Annotated in this window: 17 protein-coding genes; 14 read left to right on the top strand and 3 right to left on the bottom strand. The window is 45.7% G+C overall.

All coding sequences use genetic code 11. From position 1 onward, the window contains the following. Window positions 1-48: 48 nt before the first annotated feature. The 5 genes from BLR43_RS09015 (at window position 49) to BLR43_RS08995 (ending at window position 5,345) form a co-directional block, all read left to right on the top strand. Entirely contained in the window at window positions 49-507 is a 459-nt protein-coding gene (locus BLR43_RS09015) for a c-type cytochrome (protein WP_093070588.1), read from the top strand. 48 nt (window positions 508-555) lie between these two features. After that, window positions 556-1,584: an AAA family ATPase gene (locus BLR43_RS09010; RefSeq protein ID WP_093070585.1), complete on the top strand. Its 1,029-nt coding sequence runs from the start codon at window positions 556-558 to the stop codon at window positions 1,582-1,584. 171 nt (window positions 1,585-1,755) lie between these two features. Continuing rightward, the gene (locus tag BLR43_RS09005; RefSeq protein WP_227674136.1) at window positions 1,756-2,727 is read left to right on the top strand and encodes a DUF58 domain-containing protein; all 972 of its coding nucleotides are present in this window, start codon (window positions 1,756-1,758) and stop codon (window positions 2,725-2,727) included. Next, window positions 2,724-4,955 (top strand): transglutaminase TgpA family protein, encoded by a 2,232-nt coding sequence (locus BLR43_RS09000; RefSeq protein WP_093070580.1) that lies wholly within the window; start codon window positions 2,724-2,726, stop codon window positions 4,953-4,955. The genes BLR43_RS09005 and BLR43_RS09000 overlap by 4 nt, the downstream gene beginning before the upstream one ends. Before the next feature lie 102 nt (window positions 4,956-5,057). Then, window positions 5,058-5,345 (top strand): DUF4031 domain-containing protein, encoded by a 288-nt coding sequence (locus tag BLR43_RS08995; protein ID WP_071002186.1) that lies wholly within the window; start codon window positions 5,058-5,060, stop codon window positions 5,343-5,345. A 91-nt stretch (window positions 5,346-5,436) separates the two neighbouring features. On the opposite strand, the gene BLR43_RS08990 is transcribed toward BLR43_RS08995, so the two are convergent. Together BLR43_RS08990 and BLR43_RS08985 are read right to left on the bottom strand one after the other, a co-directional pair. After that, the gene (locus BLR43_RS08990; protein WP_227674137.1) at window positions 5,437-5,634 is read right to left on the bottom strand and encodes a DUF302 domain-containing protein; all 198 of its coding nucleotides are present in this window, start codon (window positions 5,632-5,634) and stop codon (window positions 5,437-5,439) included. A gap of 110 nt (window positions 5,635-5,744) precedes the next feature. Then, window positions 5,745-6,611, bottom strand: coding sequence for a LysR family transcriptional regulator (locus BLR43_RS08985; RefSeq protein ID WP_093070578.1), 867 nt, complete (start codon window positions 6,609-6,611; stop codon window positions 5,745-5,747). Window positions 6,612-6,932: 321 nt separating this feature from the next. On the opposite strand from BLR43_RS08985, the gene BLR43_RS08980 reads away from it, so the two are divergent. Further along, the gene (locus BLR43_RS08980; protein WP_201587549.1) at window positions 6,933-8,042 is read left to right on the top strand and encodes an S-(hydroxymethyl)glutathione dehydrogenase/class III alcohol dehydrogenase; all 1,110 of its coding nucleotides are present in this window, start codon (window positions 6,933-6,935) and stop codon (window positions 8,040-8,042) included. 121 nt (window positions 8,043-8,163) lie between these two features. On the opposite strand, the gene BLR43_RS08975 is transcribed toward BLR43_RS08980, so the two are convergent. Then, window positions 8,164-8,817: a DsbA family oxidoreductase gene (locus BLR43_RS08975; RefSeq protein WP_093070573.1), complete on the bottom strand. Its 654-nt coding sequence runs from the start codon at window positions 8,815-8,817 to the stop codon at window positions 8,164-8,166. A 544-nt stretch (window positions 8,818-9,361) separates the two neighbouring features. Here BLR43_RS08975 and BLR43_RS13860 point away from each other — a divergent pair. The 8 genes from BLR43_RS13860 (at window position 9,362) to BLR43_RS08940 (ending at window position 17,106) form a co-directional block, all read left to right on the top strand. Next, a complete protein-coding gene (locus BLR43_RS13860) occupies window positions 9,362-9,565 on the top strand; it encodes a nitroreductase family protein (RefSeq protein ID WP_244265494.1) in 204 nt (67 codons plus the stop codon). Next, window positions 9,566-9,871, top strand: coding sequence for a nitroreductase family protein (locus BLR43_RS13855; RefSeq protein WP_244265493.1), 306 nt, complete (start codon window positions 9,566-9,568; stop codon window positions 9,869-9,871). It abuts the gene before it with no gap. Window positions 9,872-10,330: 459 nt separating this feature from the next. After that, the gene (locus BLR43_RS08965; protein ID WP_093070570.1) at window positions 10,331-10,987 is read left to right on the top strand and encodes a 2Fe-2S iron-sulfur cluster-binding protein; all 657 of its coding nucleotides are present in this window, start codon (window positions 10,331-10,333) and stop codon (window positions 10,985-10,987) included. Beyond that, complete coding sequence (locus tag BLR43_RS08960) at window positions 10,984-11,976, top strand: FAD binding domain-containing protein (protein WP_093070567.1); 993 nt, start codon at window positions 10,984-10,986, stop codon at window positions 11,974-11,976. Before BLR43_RS08965 ends, BLR43_RS08960 begins: the two co-directional genes overlap by 4 nt. A gap of 2 nt (window positions 11,977-11,978) precedes the next feature. Continuing rightward, window positions 11,979-14,402 carry a xanthine dehydrogenase family protein molybdopterin-binding subunit gene (locus BLR43_RS08955; protein ID WP_093070565.1) on the top strand — a complete coding sequence of 808 codons (2,424 nt, stop codon included), beginning with the start codon at window positions 11,979-11,981 and terminating at the stop codon, window positions 14,400-14,402. Window positions 14,403-14,526: 124 nt separating this feature from the next. After that, window positions 14,527-15,819, top strand: coding sequence for an XdhC family protein (locus BLR43_RS08950; protein ID WP_093070562.1), 1,293 nt, complete (start codon window positions 14,527-14,529; stop codon window positions 15,817-15,819). Beyond that, entirely contained in the window at window positions 15,816-16,526 is a 711-nt protein-coding gene (locus tag BLR43_RS08945) for a nucleotidyltransferase family protein (protein ID WP_093070560.1), read from the top strand. Before BLR43_RS08950 ends, BLR43_RS08945 begins: the two co-directional genes overlap by 4 nt. Window positions 16,527-16,551: 25 nt before the next feature. Beyond that, window positions 16,552-17,106: a GNAT family N-acetyltransferase gene (locus BLR43_RS08940; RefSeq protein WP_244265495.1), complete on the top strand. Its 555-nt coding sequence runs from the start codon at window positions 16,552-16,554 to the stop codon at window positions 17,104-17,106. Window positions 17,107-17,112: the final 6 nt, after the last annotated feature.

The following is a 17,112-nucleotide window of genomic DNA, read 5'->3' as shown; positions in this document are numbered from 1 at the left end:
TGCTACAAAATCTTTATCGCTAATGCTCACCAACCAAAGATTGCCAAAATGTCTATTATTAGTAAATATCAAATAAGCAGTCTTTTTGCCGCTGTTTTATTGCTCACTGCTTGTGAGCATACCCCGCCTGATCATCGCGACCCTGTGACACTACCACTATATGTCAATGGAGATGCAGATAATGGCTCGTTAATTTATCAAGATGCTTGCAGTCAATGCCACCAGCTCAACGCTGGTCTCAATAAAAAGGGCCCGCAATTAATGAATATATACGGCGCACCAGCTGCTGAGCTAAAAGATTACACTTATAGCGAAGGGCTCACAAAGTCAGGATGGGTATGGGACGCCAAAACACTCGATCCCTATATCGCGGATGCACAAAAAGCCATGCCAGATTCAAAGATGCTATCAGACCCTATGCCAGATGCTAAAGAGCGCGCGGATGTTATAGCGTATTTATCAACCCTCCGCGCTGATGCGCCGATCGTCGTAGATGATGCGAACTGACCTTACTGGTTGATCGTTATGACCCAAAAAATGAGCCGATAATTTACTATGACCCATGCCCCTAACGATAGAGCACCATCACCTACATATCAAAAAATAGCCAAAACGCTTGGTCAATCCGCTCCTAGTGGCACCGATTTGCAACGCAATCAGCAGAAAATTGCACAATTGATGGCGCAATTGAACCAAATTGTACTGGATAAACCGCAAGCAGTTAAATTGGCACTCAGTGGCATACTAGCAGGTGGGCATTTATTGCTACAAGATTTACCTGGTATGGGTAAGACAACTCTGGCTCAAGGTTTGGCTAAGCTGTTAGGCCTGAGTTTTAGCCGAGTGCAGTTCACCAATGACATGCTCCCTGCCGATATCTTAGGCATGAGTATCTATGACCAAAGTAAACTGCGTTTTGAATTTCGTCCCGGTCCTATTTTTACTCAACTGCTACTTGCTGACGAAATCAACCGCTCCAGCCCCAAGACGCAAAGCGCACTCCTTGAAGCAATGGAAGAGCGACAAGTGACGCAAGATGGACAAACTTATCCCTTGCCGCAGCCGTTCTTTGTTATTGCAACCCAAAACCCACTGCAACAAGCTGGCGTCTATCCGTTACCTGAATCACAGTTAGATAGGTTCTTGCTGTGTCTGTCATTGGGCTATCCATCACCTATGGCAGAGCGTGAACTACTAAAAGGTCAAGATCGCCGTGAGCTATTAAAGGATCTAGATACGGTGCTTGATACTGAGGCTGTGCTATTGGCACAACAAGGCGTAAAACAAGTTTATGTGGCGGACGTGGTATTGGATTATCTACAAAGACTTGTTGCAAAGACTCGAGCAAGCCAAGAGTATCATGGGTTATCACCACGTGGCGTGCTATCGCTACAGCGTGCTGCACAGGCTTATGCTTATGTGTCGGGGCATATGGAGGTGACGCCTGAAGATATCCAAGCGGTCTTTGCTGCCGTGGCTGACCACCGTCTCGGGCAGCGTTTTGCACCTGCACAAGTGGTAGGTGGGCAAGCACCGCAGACCATCGCCCAACGCATTTTAGCAGACGTGCCTGTCATCGTTTAGCTGTCTATATTTTTAGTTATCTATATTGAAGTACGAGCAGGTTTGATAATACATGGCTATATCATTGAGTTCATTAGTCTGAGGACTAGCGACTAGAGTCAATTACATGGTAAGAATAGGGTAGTCATGAGCTTTTTACCAAAAGCCTTAACCGCGTCAATCAGGTCAGCAATGAGCCGTTGGTTTGCCTCGCGCGCACCCAAAAATGATAGCGCGACGCTCAATCTACGCAACGTCTATATTTTTTTTAGTCGTGAGGGTATGCTATTTGCTGTGCTATTAGTGATTACCTTTATCGCGGGTATCAATTATGGCAATAACTTGGTACTTGGCTTGTGCTTTTATCTGGTCAGCGTTTGGTTGATTAGTTTTCATGTGACTTTTGCGCACATATCGGGTCTGCAAGTGCGTCTGCTAGAAGTGACTATGACAGAGGCCGGTACTCCTGCTTGGGTGACACTGCAACTCAAAAGTGAGAGCCGTCAACCACGGCGACAGTTATTATTTGAGTTTGAGCAAGCAGCTGACAAGAAGGATAAAAGTGGCACGAATCGGCAAAGCTCCATACTCGTAACGAGTCTACAAAGTGAGCAAACTATTCGCCTACCTGTTCAAACTTACAATCGCGGTCCTCTTGAGCTGCCACGACTAATAATTAAAACCGTTTATCCTTTGGGTATTATGCGTGCTTGGTCTTATGTCTATTTTGCGCGTAAGACTTGGGTGTATCCCAAACCTGAAGCATTTGACTGGCAGGTGCAGTATTCAGTTGCAAGCTCGGAGGATCTGCCAATTGGCGGACAATATCGACAAGGGCAAGACGACTTTGAGCGACTGGATAATTATGTCGAAGGGGAGTCGCTGGCTCGTGTCTCTTGGGGCCATGTGGCACGGGGTCAAGGCATGTTTACCAAACACTTTGCAGACCCTGTCGGTCATGAGCAAACGCTTGATTATGCAGATATGCCAGGTGCTCATCATGAACAGAAGCTTGCGCAATTGGCTCATGGGGCGTTGACATTGGGTCAATTAGGCGTGCCCTTTCAAATGCGTTTACCCAATGATACGCCTACTAGCGCAGCGGTGGGTGATGGCGAGACTTTTGCGCAAGCGTGCTTGCTAAGGCTGGCGAAAGCACCATGAATGAACCCAAACAGTTTTCTGCAACCGATGCCACAAAAACGGCAAGATTTGAGCAGTTAGCACTCGGTCAAAATATACAAGCGAAAAGTGGCATAGCAGCTGATAATAAATGGTATCGGCGACTACTGGCTCTACCAGCCTACCACTGGGTGCTAATTGCTCAAATAGCAGTCGTGTTGCCACATGCTGCTCACTTGCCAATATGGTTAATCGGGTTTGCGGCGATTAGTATTATTGCCCAACTACCGCGTCTCAAGAGTCGGCTAAAAAAACTCTCGCATTTAAAACGTGTCTATCAAAGCATGCAGATGCTGGGTTTTTTATTAGGCCTAGTAGGTCTGTGGCTAACGTATAACACAGCCTTTGGGCTAGACATGGGCGTGGCATTTTTGGTGCTATGCCTCGCTAGTAAGCTTTGGGAGCTGTACAAGCGGCGCGATGCTTACGTGGTGTTGAATCTATCTTTATTTGTACTTGCTGCATTGTTTTTGATGGATCAAGGGTTGCTGACAACTTTAGAAGTGGTACTGGGCGCTGTTATTGTCCTGCTGGCGTTTATTGCCCTAAACGACGATAGTAATGCTCGTGGTGATGGACGCCTGCGTACTTTAGGGGTGTTAGGGATTGGGGCACTGCCATTGTTGGTGGTGCTGTTTCTATTTTTCCCAAGACTGCCGCCACTGTGGTCTGTACAACTATCAGGTCAGCAAGCGACCACAGGTGTGTCTGATAGTATGTCACCCGGTGATTTTGCTAATTTAGGCCAGTCAACTGAGCTGGCTTTTCGCGTAGAGTTTGGCGATGAGCGTCCACCGCAACAGCAACTATATTGGCGCGGACTCGTGTTTAGTGATTTTGACGGAGTTACCTGGCGACCAAGCAATCAGGTAAGCCAATGGTCGACTAGATCGCAAGCCCCTACATGGATTCAAAATGCCTTTGCTACCGTTCCTGAGCAAGTGCAAGCCGCACCTACTCGCTATCAAATTATCCTAGAACCTACTCAGCAGAACTGGTTATTCGGGCTCGATTATCCTTTTTCTCAGCAGCCAGATATCAACATTACTTCCAACTTTACATTATCAAAAGATCAGCCTGTTACGCAGCAGCTGCGTTATGATGTATTGCAGTTTGCGCCGATGCGTATTGACCCTGTGCTGACAGAGGCATCAAGACGCCTAAATCTGGCACTACCAGCAGAGGGTAATCCGCAAGCACGCGCGCTTGCTCAGCAGTTATTTGTACAATCAGGCTCAGATCCCGTGCGCTACATGGCTGCTATCGAGCGCTGGATCAATCAAACAGAGTTTCGCTATACGTTGTCACCGCCACGACTCAATACTGATCGTATCGATGAGTTTTTGTTTCAGACCAAAGCAGGATTTTGTGAGCATTACTCTTCAAGCTTTACTTTTATGATGCGCGCAGCTGGTATTCCAGCGCGGGTAGTAGCAGGCTATCAAGGTGGTGAGCTGAGTCAAGGTGGTGATGTTTGGGAAGTGCGTCAAAAAGATGCGCATGCATGGACTGAAGTTTGGCTCGAAGGCCAAGGCTGGGTACGCGTCGATCCCACGTCGTTTGTGGCGCCTGAGCGGGTTGAGCAGGGTATGAATGCGATGACCCAGCAGCAAGGCGCAGCCATGTTTGGCAGTGGTGCCAGCGCGCAAATCAGCTATCAGCAGTATCAAATGCTACAAACACTACGTCGCTTGTCTGACCAAGCCAGCTATTACTGGCAAAAAGATGTGGTCGGTTATGACCAAGACAAACAAGCAGATTCGCTCCTAAAATGGTTCAACATCAGCTCCATTATGCAGCAAGTGATTTGGTTGGCGGCCAGTGCTATTATCGTTATGACTACCTTAGTATTCATCATTTGGCGCCGCCGGCGCAAACGCTGGCACCCAGCAGATTTGCCGCTTGCCCAGCTCTCGAAACATGTCGGCAAGCGCGATAAATTATTGGCTCGAGAGGATCATGAAGGACAGTTAGCTTGGCTAGAACGCTTAGCATCTGCTATCGATAGTCGCCTAAATGACGATACTCGCCGTCATGCAAGTCATTTAACAGACAGTGAAAACCCGATAGCGATTCAGACAAAACTGATTGAAATTAAGCAAAACTACCGTCAGTTACGTTATGGGCGCCTGAGTAACTTGGATACTAACCATAGTGAATATCAAAAACTACTTAAGCAGCTGAAAAAAAATGTACGCGATCTATTGTGATTTTTCAATCACTTGGTATTGAGATTGGACGTCTTAATTATTATGTGTCTGATAAATTGCTTTAGAACTGTTCAATAAAATGAGTTAGCAAGAGAGTGTAATATGGCGGTATATGTAGATTTTGTGCAGATAAAATTCAAAGGCTATAAATGGTGTCATATGCTTGCGGATAGTTTGCAAGAGCTGCATGATTTTGCAGCATTGATTGAGGTAGATCCACGTTTATTCCACCGCACCGCAAGCTACCCGCATTATGATATTACCGTGCAAATGCGCGAAACAGCCCTTGAGAATGGGGCGCTGCCTGCCGACAGGAAAAAAATTATTGAATGTGCCAAGAAGTTAAAAGTAGAGTTGCAGTCTGAAATGTCGTTATCTGATAGTGACTGATGCAGCTTATAAGTTACACAAAGAAAAAGGTGGGTAGAGATTTTGCTCACCCACCTTTTTTTTGCTTAGATGATACTTTTCTCGTTTGGTATTATTTGGCAACTGCCGCCGTGCTGATTGCGTTGAGCGCTTTTGAGACATTATCAATAACGGTATCGCAACCTTTCATATTATGGCGTGTTTTTAGATATTCAGGATTGTTGTATGAGAGCCATACCTTTTTATTGGCATCTTCGCTAATGAGGATTTTTTGTGGTAAATCAATGGCGACGGTTTGCTCGCAATTCATCAGAGACGATCTTAATTATGGCGATATCCTTGAGCGATTCATTAGTGAGTCATGGCGAATATCCATTGTGCGTCATCAGGCAGGGGATGGCAATATATTCCAATCGATCGTTACACCAAGCGCTCTGCCAAATAGTCGACCAGTAGTCTGATTTTTGGCGATAGTTGACGGTTGTGTGGGTAGATGGCCCAAATGCTTTCTTTGGGTTCTCTATAGTTGTCGAGTACGCTCACCAACGCACCCGATGCCAGATGTTTTTGTACGTAGTAATCGGGCAGTTGTACGATACCCAGCCCTTTTAGCGCCGCATCAACCAGACTATAGCCGCTGTTGTACTGTATGGAACCAGAGACGCGCAGGTTTTTTTCTATGCCTTTTTCGACAAAATGCCAATAGTCGCGTGTACCTAGTAAGCAGTTGTGCTGGCTGAGATCGTCAAGCGTGCGCGGTACCCCGTATTGATTGAGATAAGCTGGTGTCGCACAGACAAAATTGGTGCGCAGGCTAAGCTTTTTTGCCATCATCGTAGAGTCGCGCAACTTACCAATACGAATGGCCAAATCGTAGCCACCCTCGATTAAATCAATTTTTTGGTTACTCAAAAAAGCGGTCACCTCAATGTCCCGATATTGCACCATAAAATCATTGATTAAGGGCAGCAATTGTTGCTCGCCATAAGTCACAGGCGCAGTCAGTTTGATTCTGCCTTGAGGTTTTGATTGCAAATTGCTCACCGCTTGCTCAGCCGCGTTCAAACCATCGAGCACACTGCGGCAATGCTGATAAAACACGCGGCCCTCTTCGGTGAGTGAGACTTTACGCGTGGTACGATATAGCAGCTTGATCTTCAGTCGCTCCTCTAACGCACTGATCTGGCGGCTGACTTGCGCAGTCGAGATGCCAAGCGCTTTTGCAGCGCGCGTAAAGCTCCCGTACTCTGCCACACAGACAAACTCACTAATCCCTTCCCAGCGCATGATTATTACCAATATGTAAAAGATATTTGCAAATATAGCATATTGTTATCTGCTCAGAAATAAATATAATGGTTAGTATCAATGTAAATAGATGCTGCTTTATGGTCATCAATGCTTGCCTACACTTGCCTACAGAGGGCAGGCAAGATAAGCTCAGTCTGTTTTTATCCGTTTTAGTCACAGAAATCGTGACGATTAAAACAAGCAGATAGCCTTATTGAACAAAAAGAATGATTGGGCGTGAATGACGTTTTAATTTTACGCTACGTTACAATCCATCAATAACAATCAAAAAGAGAGATTCCTATGTCAGATAAATTTATCAAATCAAAAGCCGCCATCGCTTGGGGCCCAAAGCAGCCATTGTCTATCGAAGAAGTAGACGTCATGCTACCACGTAAAGGCGAAGTACTGGTAAAAATCGTGGCCAGTGGTGTCTGTCATACAGATGCGTTTACCTTATCTGGTGAAGACCCAGAAGGCGTATTCCCAGCGATTTTGGGTCATGAAGGTGGCGGTATCGTTGAGCAAGTCGGCGAAGGCGTAACCAGCGTGCAGGTTGGTGATCATGTCATTCCGTTATACACGGCAGAGTGCGGCGTTTGTAAAATGTGCCGCTCAGGCAAAACCAATCTTTGCTCAGCAGTACGCGAGACGCAAGGTAAAGGCTTGATGCCAGATGGCACGACGCGTTTTTACAAAGACGGCGAGCCTATCTATCACTATATGGGTTGCTCAACGTTTTCTGAATATACTGTGCTACCAGAGATTTCTCTAGCCAAAGTCAATAAAGAGGCCCCATTAGAAGAAGTTTGTTTGCTTGGTTGCGGTGTGACCACGGGCATGGGTGCGGTCATGAATACAGCAAAAGTCGAAGAGGGCGCTACCGTTGCTATCTTTGGTCTAGGCGGTATCGGACTATCCGCAGTAATTGGCGCTGCGATGGCAAAAGCCAGCCGTATCATTGTGATTGATATTAACGAGAGCAAGTTTGAGTTGGCCAAAAAACTAGGCGCAACCGATTGCATCAATCCAAAAGACTACGACAAACCGATTCAAGAAGTTATTGTTGAGCTAACCGATGGTGGTGTGGATTATTCGTTTGAATGTATCGGTAACGTCGATGTCATGCGTTCAGCGCTAGAGTGCTGCCATAAAGGTTGGGGCGAGTCAGTCATCATCGGTGTCGCTGGTGCTGGACAAGAAATCTCAACCCGTCCATTCCAGTTAGTGACGGGTCGCGTCTGGAAAGGTTCAGCATTTGGTGGTGTGAAAGGCCGTACGGAGCTACCAGGTTATGTCGAGCGCTATCTAGCAGGTGAGATTCCTTTACAAGACTTTATCACCCACACGATGCCAATAGAAGACGTGAACGAAGCGTTTGACTTAATGCACAAAGGCGAGAGCATTCGTACGGTTGTTAATTTCTAAGCGTCATTACTGACAGTAATATCAAAATCACAGTTTTAACCTGATGACGCTACAATAAAAAAAGCTGCTTCAATTTTGAAGCAGCTTTTTTTATTTTATTTTTTTTACAATGACAGACGGTTTAGTCAGTTATGTTCGCCAATTGTTCTAATATGCTGACGTAATTTTCAACCCCTTGCGCACCGCTGACCAAATGGCGCTCGTTGAAGATAATCGCCGGCACACTTTGAATGCCTTGCTGCTGCCAATGCTGTTCTTCTGCTCGCACTTCTTTTGCAAAGAACTGACCCTCTAGCACTGCCAGTGCCTCACTACGATCCAGTCCAGTCTCAGCTGCAATGTCAGCAAGCACATTGATATCGGAGATGTTTCTGTTATCGGTAAAATGTGCCGCAAATAATGCTTGTTTTAACTCATGCATATATCCTTGCTGGTCTGCAAAATGCAGCAGCTGATGCAGATTAAATGTATTGTGCATGCGAGTGTCGTCATTGAAGTTGAACTCAAAGCCAACTTCCTGTCCAGCTTCAGTCATTCTGACTCGGCTAGCATCTGACTCTTCTTTAGTCGAGCCATACTTTTCGATAATGTGCTCACGCAAGTTTTGCCCCTCGCTTGGCATATGAGGATTCAGCTCAAACGGATGCCAATGAATGGTGTGTGCGGTATTGGTTTGCTCAAGTGCTGCTGCCAGTTGGCGATAGCCGATGACGCACCAAGGGCATACAACGTCTGAGACGATGTCTATTCGGAGTGGTTTTTCTGATGTGCTCATATATCCTCGCAGGCATTATTGTTTATTTTTTATGATGGTATTTTATAGCTAGACATATCAGCCAAAGCGACTTGGTTGAATCAGCTTTGGATAATATCGCTCAGTCAATATTAAGAGAATGAGGGAGCGATTACAATGTAGTCTGCACAGTCTGCGTTATCACTTAGGTAGCTCAATTGTAACTATTATCAGTAGGGTAGCCGAAATTTTTGCAAAAACGGTCTAACAACTGACGCACTGATAACAAAACCCATGACTACTTAACCAATCTGCCATGGTCACAAAACAGATTTTATTTAAAGTTGCTCCATTGGAATTAGCGATGATTATTTATAAATAACGCTAATACTAATAATTAAATAAACAATAAAAACTTAACACTCACTATGATGTCATATATGAAAAATATCACTGAAGCAATGAAATGGCGTTACAGCACCAAAGACTTTGATACCAACAAAAAATATCAGCAGAAGACTTTCAGAGTCTAAAAGATATCTTACGTCTCAGTCCGTCGAGCACCAATATTTAACCTTGGCATTTTGTGATTGCTGATGACGAAGCGGGTAAAGCTCGAATTGCAAAAGGCACTGAGGGCATGTATGAATTCAATGATGCCAAAGTAAAAGATGCCTCGCATGTCATTGTATTCTGTAGTCGTGTCTATGCCGATGACGAGTTTTTAGAAGGCTTGCTCGACAAAGAAGATGCCGATGGTCGCTTTGCAGAACCAAAGTTCAAAGAGTAAATGCATCAAACGCGCAAAATGTTCTTGGACATTCGTCGTTATGAGCAAAAAGACGAGGCGCATTGGTTGATAGAGCAGCTCTATCTCGATATGGGTGCATTACTACTGGGCGCTGCTACTTTGGGTATTGATGCTGTACCGATGGAAGGCGCAGACTTAAAAGCGCTTGATGAAGAGTTTGAGTTACGTAGTAAGGGCTATACCGCTGTTGCCGTGATATCGCTTGGCTATCGTAGTGAAGATGATTTTAATGCTGATTTGCCTAAGTCTCGATTTGACGAAAAAACAATCATCACTAAAGCCTAGTTTTAGGTGTTTGATTTGAAATGATCATTCTAAAGTAGCCTCATAATAGTCCTATAAACTTTCGTTTGTGGGGCTTTTCTTTATTGAAGTCTATTTAATATACTACCTTTTTCTAAAAAATAGATTGTCCACTTCACATAATATATTGCTAAATCATATGGCCTGAATTTGAGTGCTGATAAATTAAAACCAATTAATACTAGCTAGCAGCGGATGGTTAGGCTAATTGAGGTAAATGATTATCAATTACCCTGCAGCGATTGGTAATACACACTTTCAGGTACTGCCTCGGATTAAAAACTACACTGTAATAACTACAAAATAAAAACAAAACAAGTTTTTTGGTACCCCATAATGGATTTATTGCCGCCGTAGCTATGTAGCTATGTAGCTATGTAGCTATGTAGCTATAAGGCGCTTTTTTCACCCATTATATTCATCTGCCAGCGAGAAGCCAGCATGTCTACCTTGACGTTAACAATCAATAAGCAGGATTATCAGCTCGAGAATCTTGACGCCCGTACGACACTGCTCGACGTCTGTCGTCAACATTTACAAATTACTGGACCCAAAAAAGGCTGCGACCACGGCCAATGCGGCGCTTGTACCATGCTCATCAATGGTCGCCGAGTCAACTCTTGTCTCACACTTGCTGTCATGCATGATGGTGATGAGATTACGACCATCGAAGGCATCGGTATGCCGGACTCACTATCGGCGCTGCAACAAGCCTTTAAAGATAACGATGCCTTTCAGTGCGGATATTGCACCCCAGGTCAAATTTGTTCAGCGACTGCCTTAATAGAAGAAGTAAAACAAAATTGGCCAAGCCATGTGAGCACAGACTTACAACATCCTGATAGCCTTCTGGTACAAGAAATCGCTGAGCGCATGAGTGGTAATGTCTGTCGCTGCTCCGCTTATCCCAATATCATCAAAGCCATCTCACAAGTGCTTGAGAATGAAGCATCAGCGTCTACTTCTAAAACAGTTGACAACGCTGCGCAAAACTCAAGCGTAACAGGTATTTGGTCACCGCCGTCAAGCGAGACTCAGTTCCATAAGGCCTCAGCGAATAACAAAACAATAACAGGCAAGGCAGGAGACCACTCATGAAACGTTTTGAATATAGCCGCGCTGATGCACCTAAGCAAGCCGCAACCTCTGCTAGCAGCAAAGACGCTTCTTTTATCGCAGGTGGTACTAACTTATTAGATCTCATGAAACTAGAGATCGAAACCCCAATCAAACTGGTCGATATCACTCGTTTAGAATTAGAGCAAGTGGAAACGACTGCCGATGGTGGTTTACGTATTGGTACGCTTGTGACCAATAGCGATTTGGCCGCGCATCCTGAGGTGATTGCAAACTATCCGGTATTGTCCCGAGCTATCTTGGCAGGAGCGACTGGTCAGCTACGTAACAGAGCGACAACGGGCGGCAACTTTTTGCAGCGTACTCGTTGCTATTATTTTTATCAAACAGACAGCGCTTGTAATAAACGTGAACCGGGCACAGGATGTCCTGCTATCAACGGGGAGAACCGTACCCTAGCTGTCTTAGGTACCAGTGATTCATGTATTGCTCAGCACCCATCCGATATGGCAGTGGCAATGCGCTTACTGGATGCCACGATAAAGACAGTTAAAGCAGATGGCTCGACTCGCGCTATCGATGTCAAAGATTTTTATTGTTTGCCAAAAGACACGCCGCATATCGAAAATGTGCTAGAAGCAGGCGAGCTGATTACTCATGTTGTATTACCTGCCCCTATTAAGGGCATGCATACCTATGACAAAGTGCGCGATCGCGCTTCTTACGCCTTTGCACTGGTATCTTGTGCCGCAGTCGTCGATGCTGACGACAATGGCAACCTAAAGACAGTACGATTGGCGTTCGGCGGCATCGGTACCAAGCCATGGCGTAATGAAGAGGTTGAGGCACTATTAACGGATACCGATGGCAATAGCGACGTTATCACGCAGGCCGCTGATCTATTATTGCAGGATGCCAAAGGTAATGGTCAGAACGACTTTAAAATACCATTGACGCGTCGCCTACTAAAACAAGTTATTCAGCGCGCATTAGCGGGCGAGGGAGCATAATCATGGCACTATTAGAATCAATCACCCAGTCAGAACCAACCAAAAAACTGACCATGGATGAGCCTGTTGAAACGCTATTTAGCACAACGGCAAGTAAGTTAGTTGGTAAGCCAATCAACCGTGTTGATGGTTCCCTAAAGGTTAGCGGTCAAGCGAAATACAGTGCCGAAATACACTTAGACAATCAAGCCTATGGTGTATTGGTAGGCGCGACCATTGCTAAAGGTCAAGTTGAGAGTATCGATAGTGACTCTCTAAAAGGCATTCCTAATATTATTAAAGTCGTGACCGATCCTGAGCACTTTTTGCGTAACTCTCAACAAGGGACAAAAACTAAAGCACCCAAGCAAGGGGTTAGCGAGATTTTTTATCATGGTCAGCCTATTGCTGTCGTGGTTGCTGAGACTTTTGAGGCGGCAAGAGAAGGCGCTAAAGCGCTGAAAGTGACTTATAAGGATGAGACTGACCAAGCGGCACTGAACTTTACTCAAGAGCTCTCTAACGCACATGCGGTAGATGAAAAAAAAGGCTCTGATAAAAATAATGTCCAAGGCGATCCAGACCAAGGCTTAACTGATGCGGCAGTGACCGTTGATCGCTTTTATCATACCCCAAGTCAAAGCAACTCTCCAATGGAGCCCCATGCAACGTTGGCTCATTGGGAAGGCGATAAGCTCGTTCTGTATACTTCCAATCAGATGCTCGCTTCTTGCAAACAGCAAGTCATGGATGCTCTGGACCTAAATGAAGATCAAGTACAACTGATCGCACACTATGTCGGTGGTGGGTTCGGTAGTAAGCTCGGTATTGCTCCTGAATCTATTGCAGCGGCGATTGCTGCGAAAGATCTGGGTCGTCCTGTGTTAATCACTATGACGCGTTCACAAGTGATGGAAGCAACGGTCAGACGCTCAAACACGCGTCAGCGTATTGCAATCGGCGCGAACAATGACGGCGTGATCGATACATTGATACACGATACGATCTCTAGTAATTTGCCAGGTGAGGCTTTCTTTGAGCCAACTGCTCTATCTACGCACCATCTATATAGAGGCAAAAACCGCCGTGTGAATTATGAGATGGTAGACATGAACCAAGTGTTGTCAGGTTCTATGCGTGCGCCTGGCGAAGCGGTAGGTATGATCGCGCTTGAATGTGCTATGGATGAGCTTGCCACACAGTTGGAGATTGATCCGGTTGAACTACGCCGTCGTAATGAGCCAGAGCAAGATCCGAGTAAAGATATTCCTTTCTCAACGCGCCAATTGATTGCCTGTATGGAACAAGGTGCTGAGCATTTTGGTTGGAGTGAGCGAAACGCCAAGCCTGCCAGTCAATTAGAAGGTGACTGGTGGATAGGTACAGGCATGGCGGCTGCTGCCCGTGGTAACCAACTACAGCCATCTGAAGCACGTGCAACCCTACAGGTAGATGAGTCAAAAGCACTTGGTATCAAAGCAGTTATCGAGACAGACATGACAGACATCGGTACAGGGTCTTATACGGTGTTTTCTCAGGTAGCGGCAGACCTGTTAGGACTGCCTATCGACCATGTTGAGATGAAACTAGGTGACACTGCATTGCCACCAGCATCAGGCTCAGGTGGCAGTTGGGGTGCTGCGAGTGCGGGTAGTGGTGTCTATCTTGCTTGTGAGCAGCTGCGTGAAATGCTAGCAGAAAAAGTTGGTCTGTATCCTGACAACATTCAGTTAGACAATGGTCAAATCAAGAAAACAGGCGAGCATGCTTTAACGGCAATGGAAGCTGCCAAAAAGAGCGGCCAATCATTTGCTGACAGCACTATTGATAAGCTATCGCAAACCACAGGGCTTTCACTATCAGGACAGTCAGCATCACAAAAGTATGATTTTGATAATACAGAGTCTTATACGCTTGCGGATGTGGTCGCTGACTATGACGAGCAAAAAATCACTGCCAAAGGCCAGATAAAACCGGGTAAGAACGGTAAGAGCCATCGCCAAGCCTCTTTTGGTGCGAACTTCGCTGAAGTGGCGGTTCATAAAGTCACTGGTGAGATTCGGGTGAGACGTATGACAGGTGCATTTGCCGCTGGTCGTATTCTGAACCACAAAACTGCAACGTCGCAATGCTATGGCGGTATGGTGTTCGGTATTGGCTCAGCGTTGATGGAACAAGTGATTCATGACAAACGTGACGGTCGTCTCTGTAACCATGACCTTGCCGAGTATCATGTGCCAGTTAATGCGGACGTACCGCAGTTAGATGTCATATTGGTAGAAGAAGATGATCCTTACACCAATCCAATGCACATCAAAGGTATCGGTGAGACGGCTATTTCAGGTGCTGCTGCCGCGATTGCCAATGCTATCTATAATGCGGTCGGTGTGCGTGTTTATGACTTCCCGATTACCCTCGACAAGCTGCTTTATGAGATGCCAGAGTAGTTTTATCAGCTTATGTATGACAAGAACCCGCTTACTGAGCGGGTTTTTGTAACTGAGTCGGTAGTATATTTTATTACTAGCAAAAAATTCACTAACAAAAAACAATTATTAAATAAGAGGCATTATGAATCAAGTCGCTGACATTCTGAAGCTGGCAAGCGAGGCTCAGCAGCAAGGTGTTGATGCTGTATTGGCCACTGTCGTTCATACAGAAGGCTCAGCGTATCGCCGTGCTGGTGCCATGATGCTCATCCGTGAAGATGGTCGTTCGGTCGGAATGATCAGCGGTGGTTGCTTGGAGCCTCACATCATCAAACGTGCCTTTTGGCTCACGCGTGACGGTGCCAATGTGCAGGTTTATCAGACAGGTGATGACATTGAGTACGCTGATAATGGTCAAGCGCAGGTAGCGATCAACAAAGAAGCTGGCGATACAGACGATCTAGACGACTTGGATGGCCTGGATGATATGGACTTTGATGAGTTGAATTTTGGGCTTGGCTGTAATGGACGTGTGCATGTGCTGTTTGAGCGTCTGGCAACAGCCGAACCATTTTTAGAGTCAGTTCGTCAGGTGCGACGTCATCAGCAGCCAGTTATGGTCGCTACTTTGATTCGCAACAACGGTTGTCAGAATACCGAGTTGCAAGTTGGCCTGCGTATCAATCTAGACGAATATCACAATTCAGAAAATTTACCAAAACAAGAGATAATAAACCCTTCGAATGTAATTGCCGATATTGTAGAAAAGTTAGCAGAGTACAAGCTGTCTGAGAGCAATACTGAATACGTGACCATAAAAACGGACGAGGCAACCACCGAGTGGCTCGTACAACGCCTGCAACCACAAGTGCGTTTATTAATTTGTGGCGCAGGTAATGATGTGATGCCATTGGTGACCATGGCCAAGCTACAAGATTGGCATGTCACGGTCATAGACAGTCGCGCGCAATATGCGACTCGTATGCGCTTTCCTCAAGCAGATGCAGTGATGTCATTATCTTTAGAGGATAGTGATACCCTGCTGACGCTGAGTAAAAATGCTGCGGTTGCCCTGATGTCACATAGCTTGACTCAAGACCGCGCTCGCTTGGCGATACTATTAGCGCATGCGCAAAACTATAGATACTTAGGACAGTTAGGGCCGCGCTATCGTACCGAACGCTTAATCAATGAGATAAGCGCTAACATGGATCATCCTGCTATCTTGGATACTGGCGTTCAAAAACTGCATTATCCGATTGGCTATAAGCTAGGAGGAGATGGTCCAGAGGCACTCGCACTGGGTATCATGGCACAGATAAATGCAGTCATGCACGATCAAACTGCATCAGTAGAAGGCTCTTACAGTAGGGCCTCGAATTCAAAAGCAAGCGTTGGTAATACGGATGCTGATATTGTGCCGAGTACCGTATGAGTAGTATCGTCTTAGAAGACAAGGACAGACAGATGCAAAATCATGCGGTCATCATGTTGGCAAGTGGCCTCAGTCAGCGCCTTGGCCAACATAAGCAGCTGCTCGTTAAGGATGGCGAGCTATTAATCGTGCGCATGATCCGATCGGCAGTGAGCACCAATCCGCAAGCCGTCATCGTTGTGATTCCTGATAAGCATCCTGCAATTGCTAGTGTAGTGACAGAGTTGGCTCTGCAATATCCAGCGGTTCAAGCGGTAGTAAACCCAAAACCTGAGACTGGTATGGCGGACAGTTTGCGTTTGGGTATTGAGAGCATTGCGAGTCTTGGAAATTCGTTAATCGAGCGCGTGCTTATCATGGGGGTTGATCAGGTTCTATTAGATCAGTCACATTTAACGGCTTTGCTGGCTGGTGAACAGTCTGTGGTAGCCAGCAGTTATCATAGCTGGACGTATTCAGATGAATTAAGCGCTACAGAGCCAAAAAATATCATCGGCTTACCGCTAGTGATTGATACAGGTTTACTCAGACAATGGCAAACTGAATTGACAGGTGATAAAGGCTTGCGTCATTTAATCAGAGCATTACCGCCAAGCCAAATACGTACAGTGATCAATAAGCAGCTCAGTTATGATATCGATACGCCAGCACAGCTAGCGTTTGCTCAAAAAAAAGGCTGGCTTGATCAGCACTCTGAACGAATATGAATAGTAAGCGACAGACATGACAAGCATGATAGCAACCAAGCGTCTGTACCTAAGACAGTGGCAAGCAAGTGATCTTGCGCTGTTTGCCGAGATGAATGCTGATCCTGAAGTGATGGCATATTTTCCTAAACTATTAACCCCTGCATTGAGTAATACCATTGCCAATAAGTGTCAAAAATTAATTGAAGAGCATGGCTGGGGATTTTGGGCGGTGGCTCGTAAAGATAGCGCAGATAAAAGCGATGATTTTATCGGTATGGTTGGGTTAAATAACGCGCATGCTGATATGCCCTTTGCTCCTGCTGTTGAGATTGGTTGGCGATTGAATAATGATTATTGGGGATTAGGGTATGCGACTGAGGCCGCGCAGGCTGCTTTGCGCTATGCTTTTGAAGTTTTAGAACTTAGCGAGGTTGTTGCCTTTACTGCCGTTATCAATAAGCGCTCGCAAAAGCTTATGCAGCGTCTTGGTATGACTGATACGCAGGACAATTTTTATCATCCAATGCTCGATGCTGAGCATCGACTGGCTGAGCATGTTCTATATAAAATCACGCGTCAGCAGTGGAAGCTTGCTTAAGTAGTT

The organism is Psychrobacter pacificensis (assembly GCF_900101915.1).
In the GTDB taxonomy this organism is placed as follows: domain Bacteria; phylum Pseudomonadota; class Gammaproteobacteria; order Pseudomonadales; family Moraxellaceae; genus Psychrobacter; species Psychrobacter pacificensis.
This window is presented reverse-complemented; position numbering and strand designations above follow the sequence as displayed.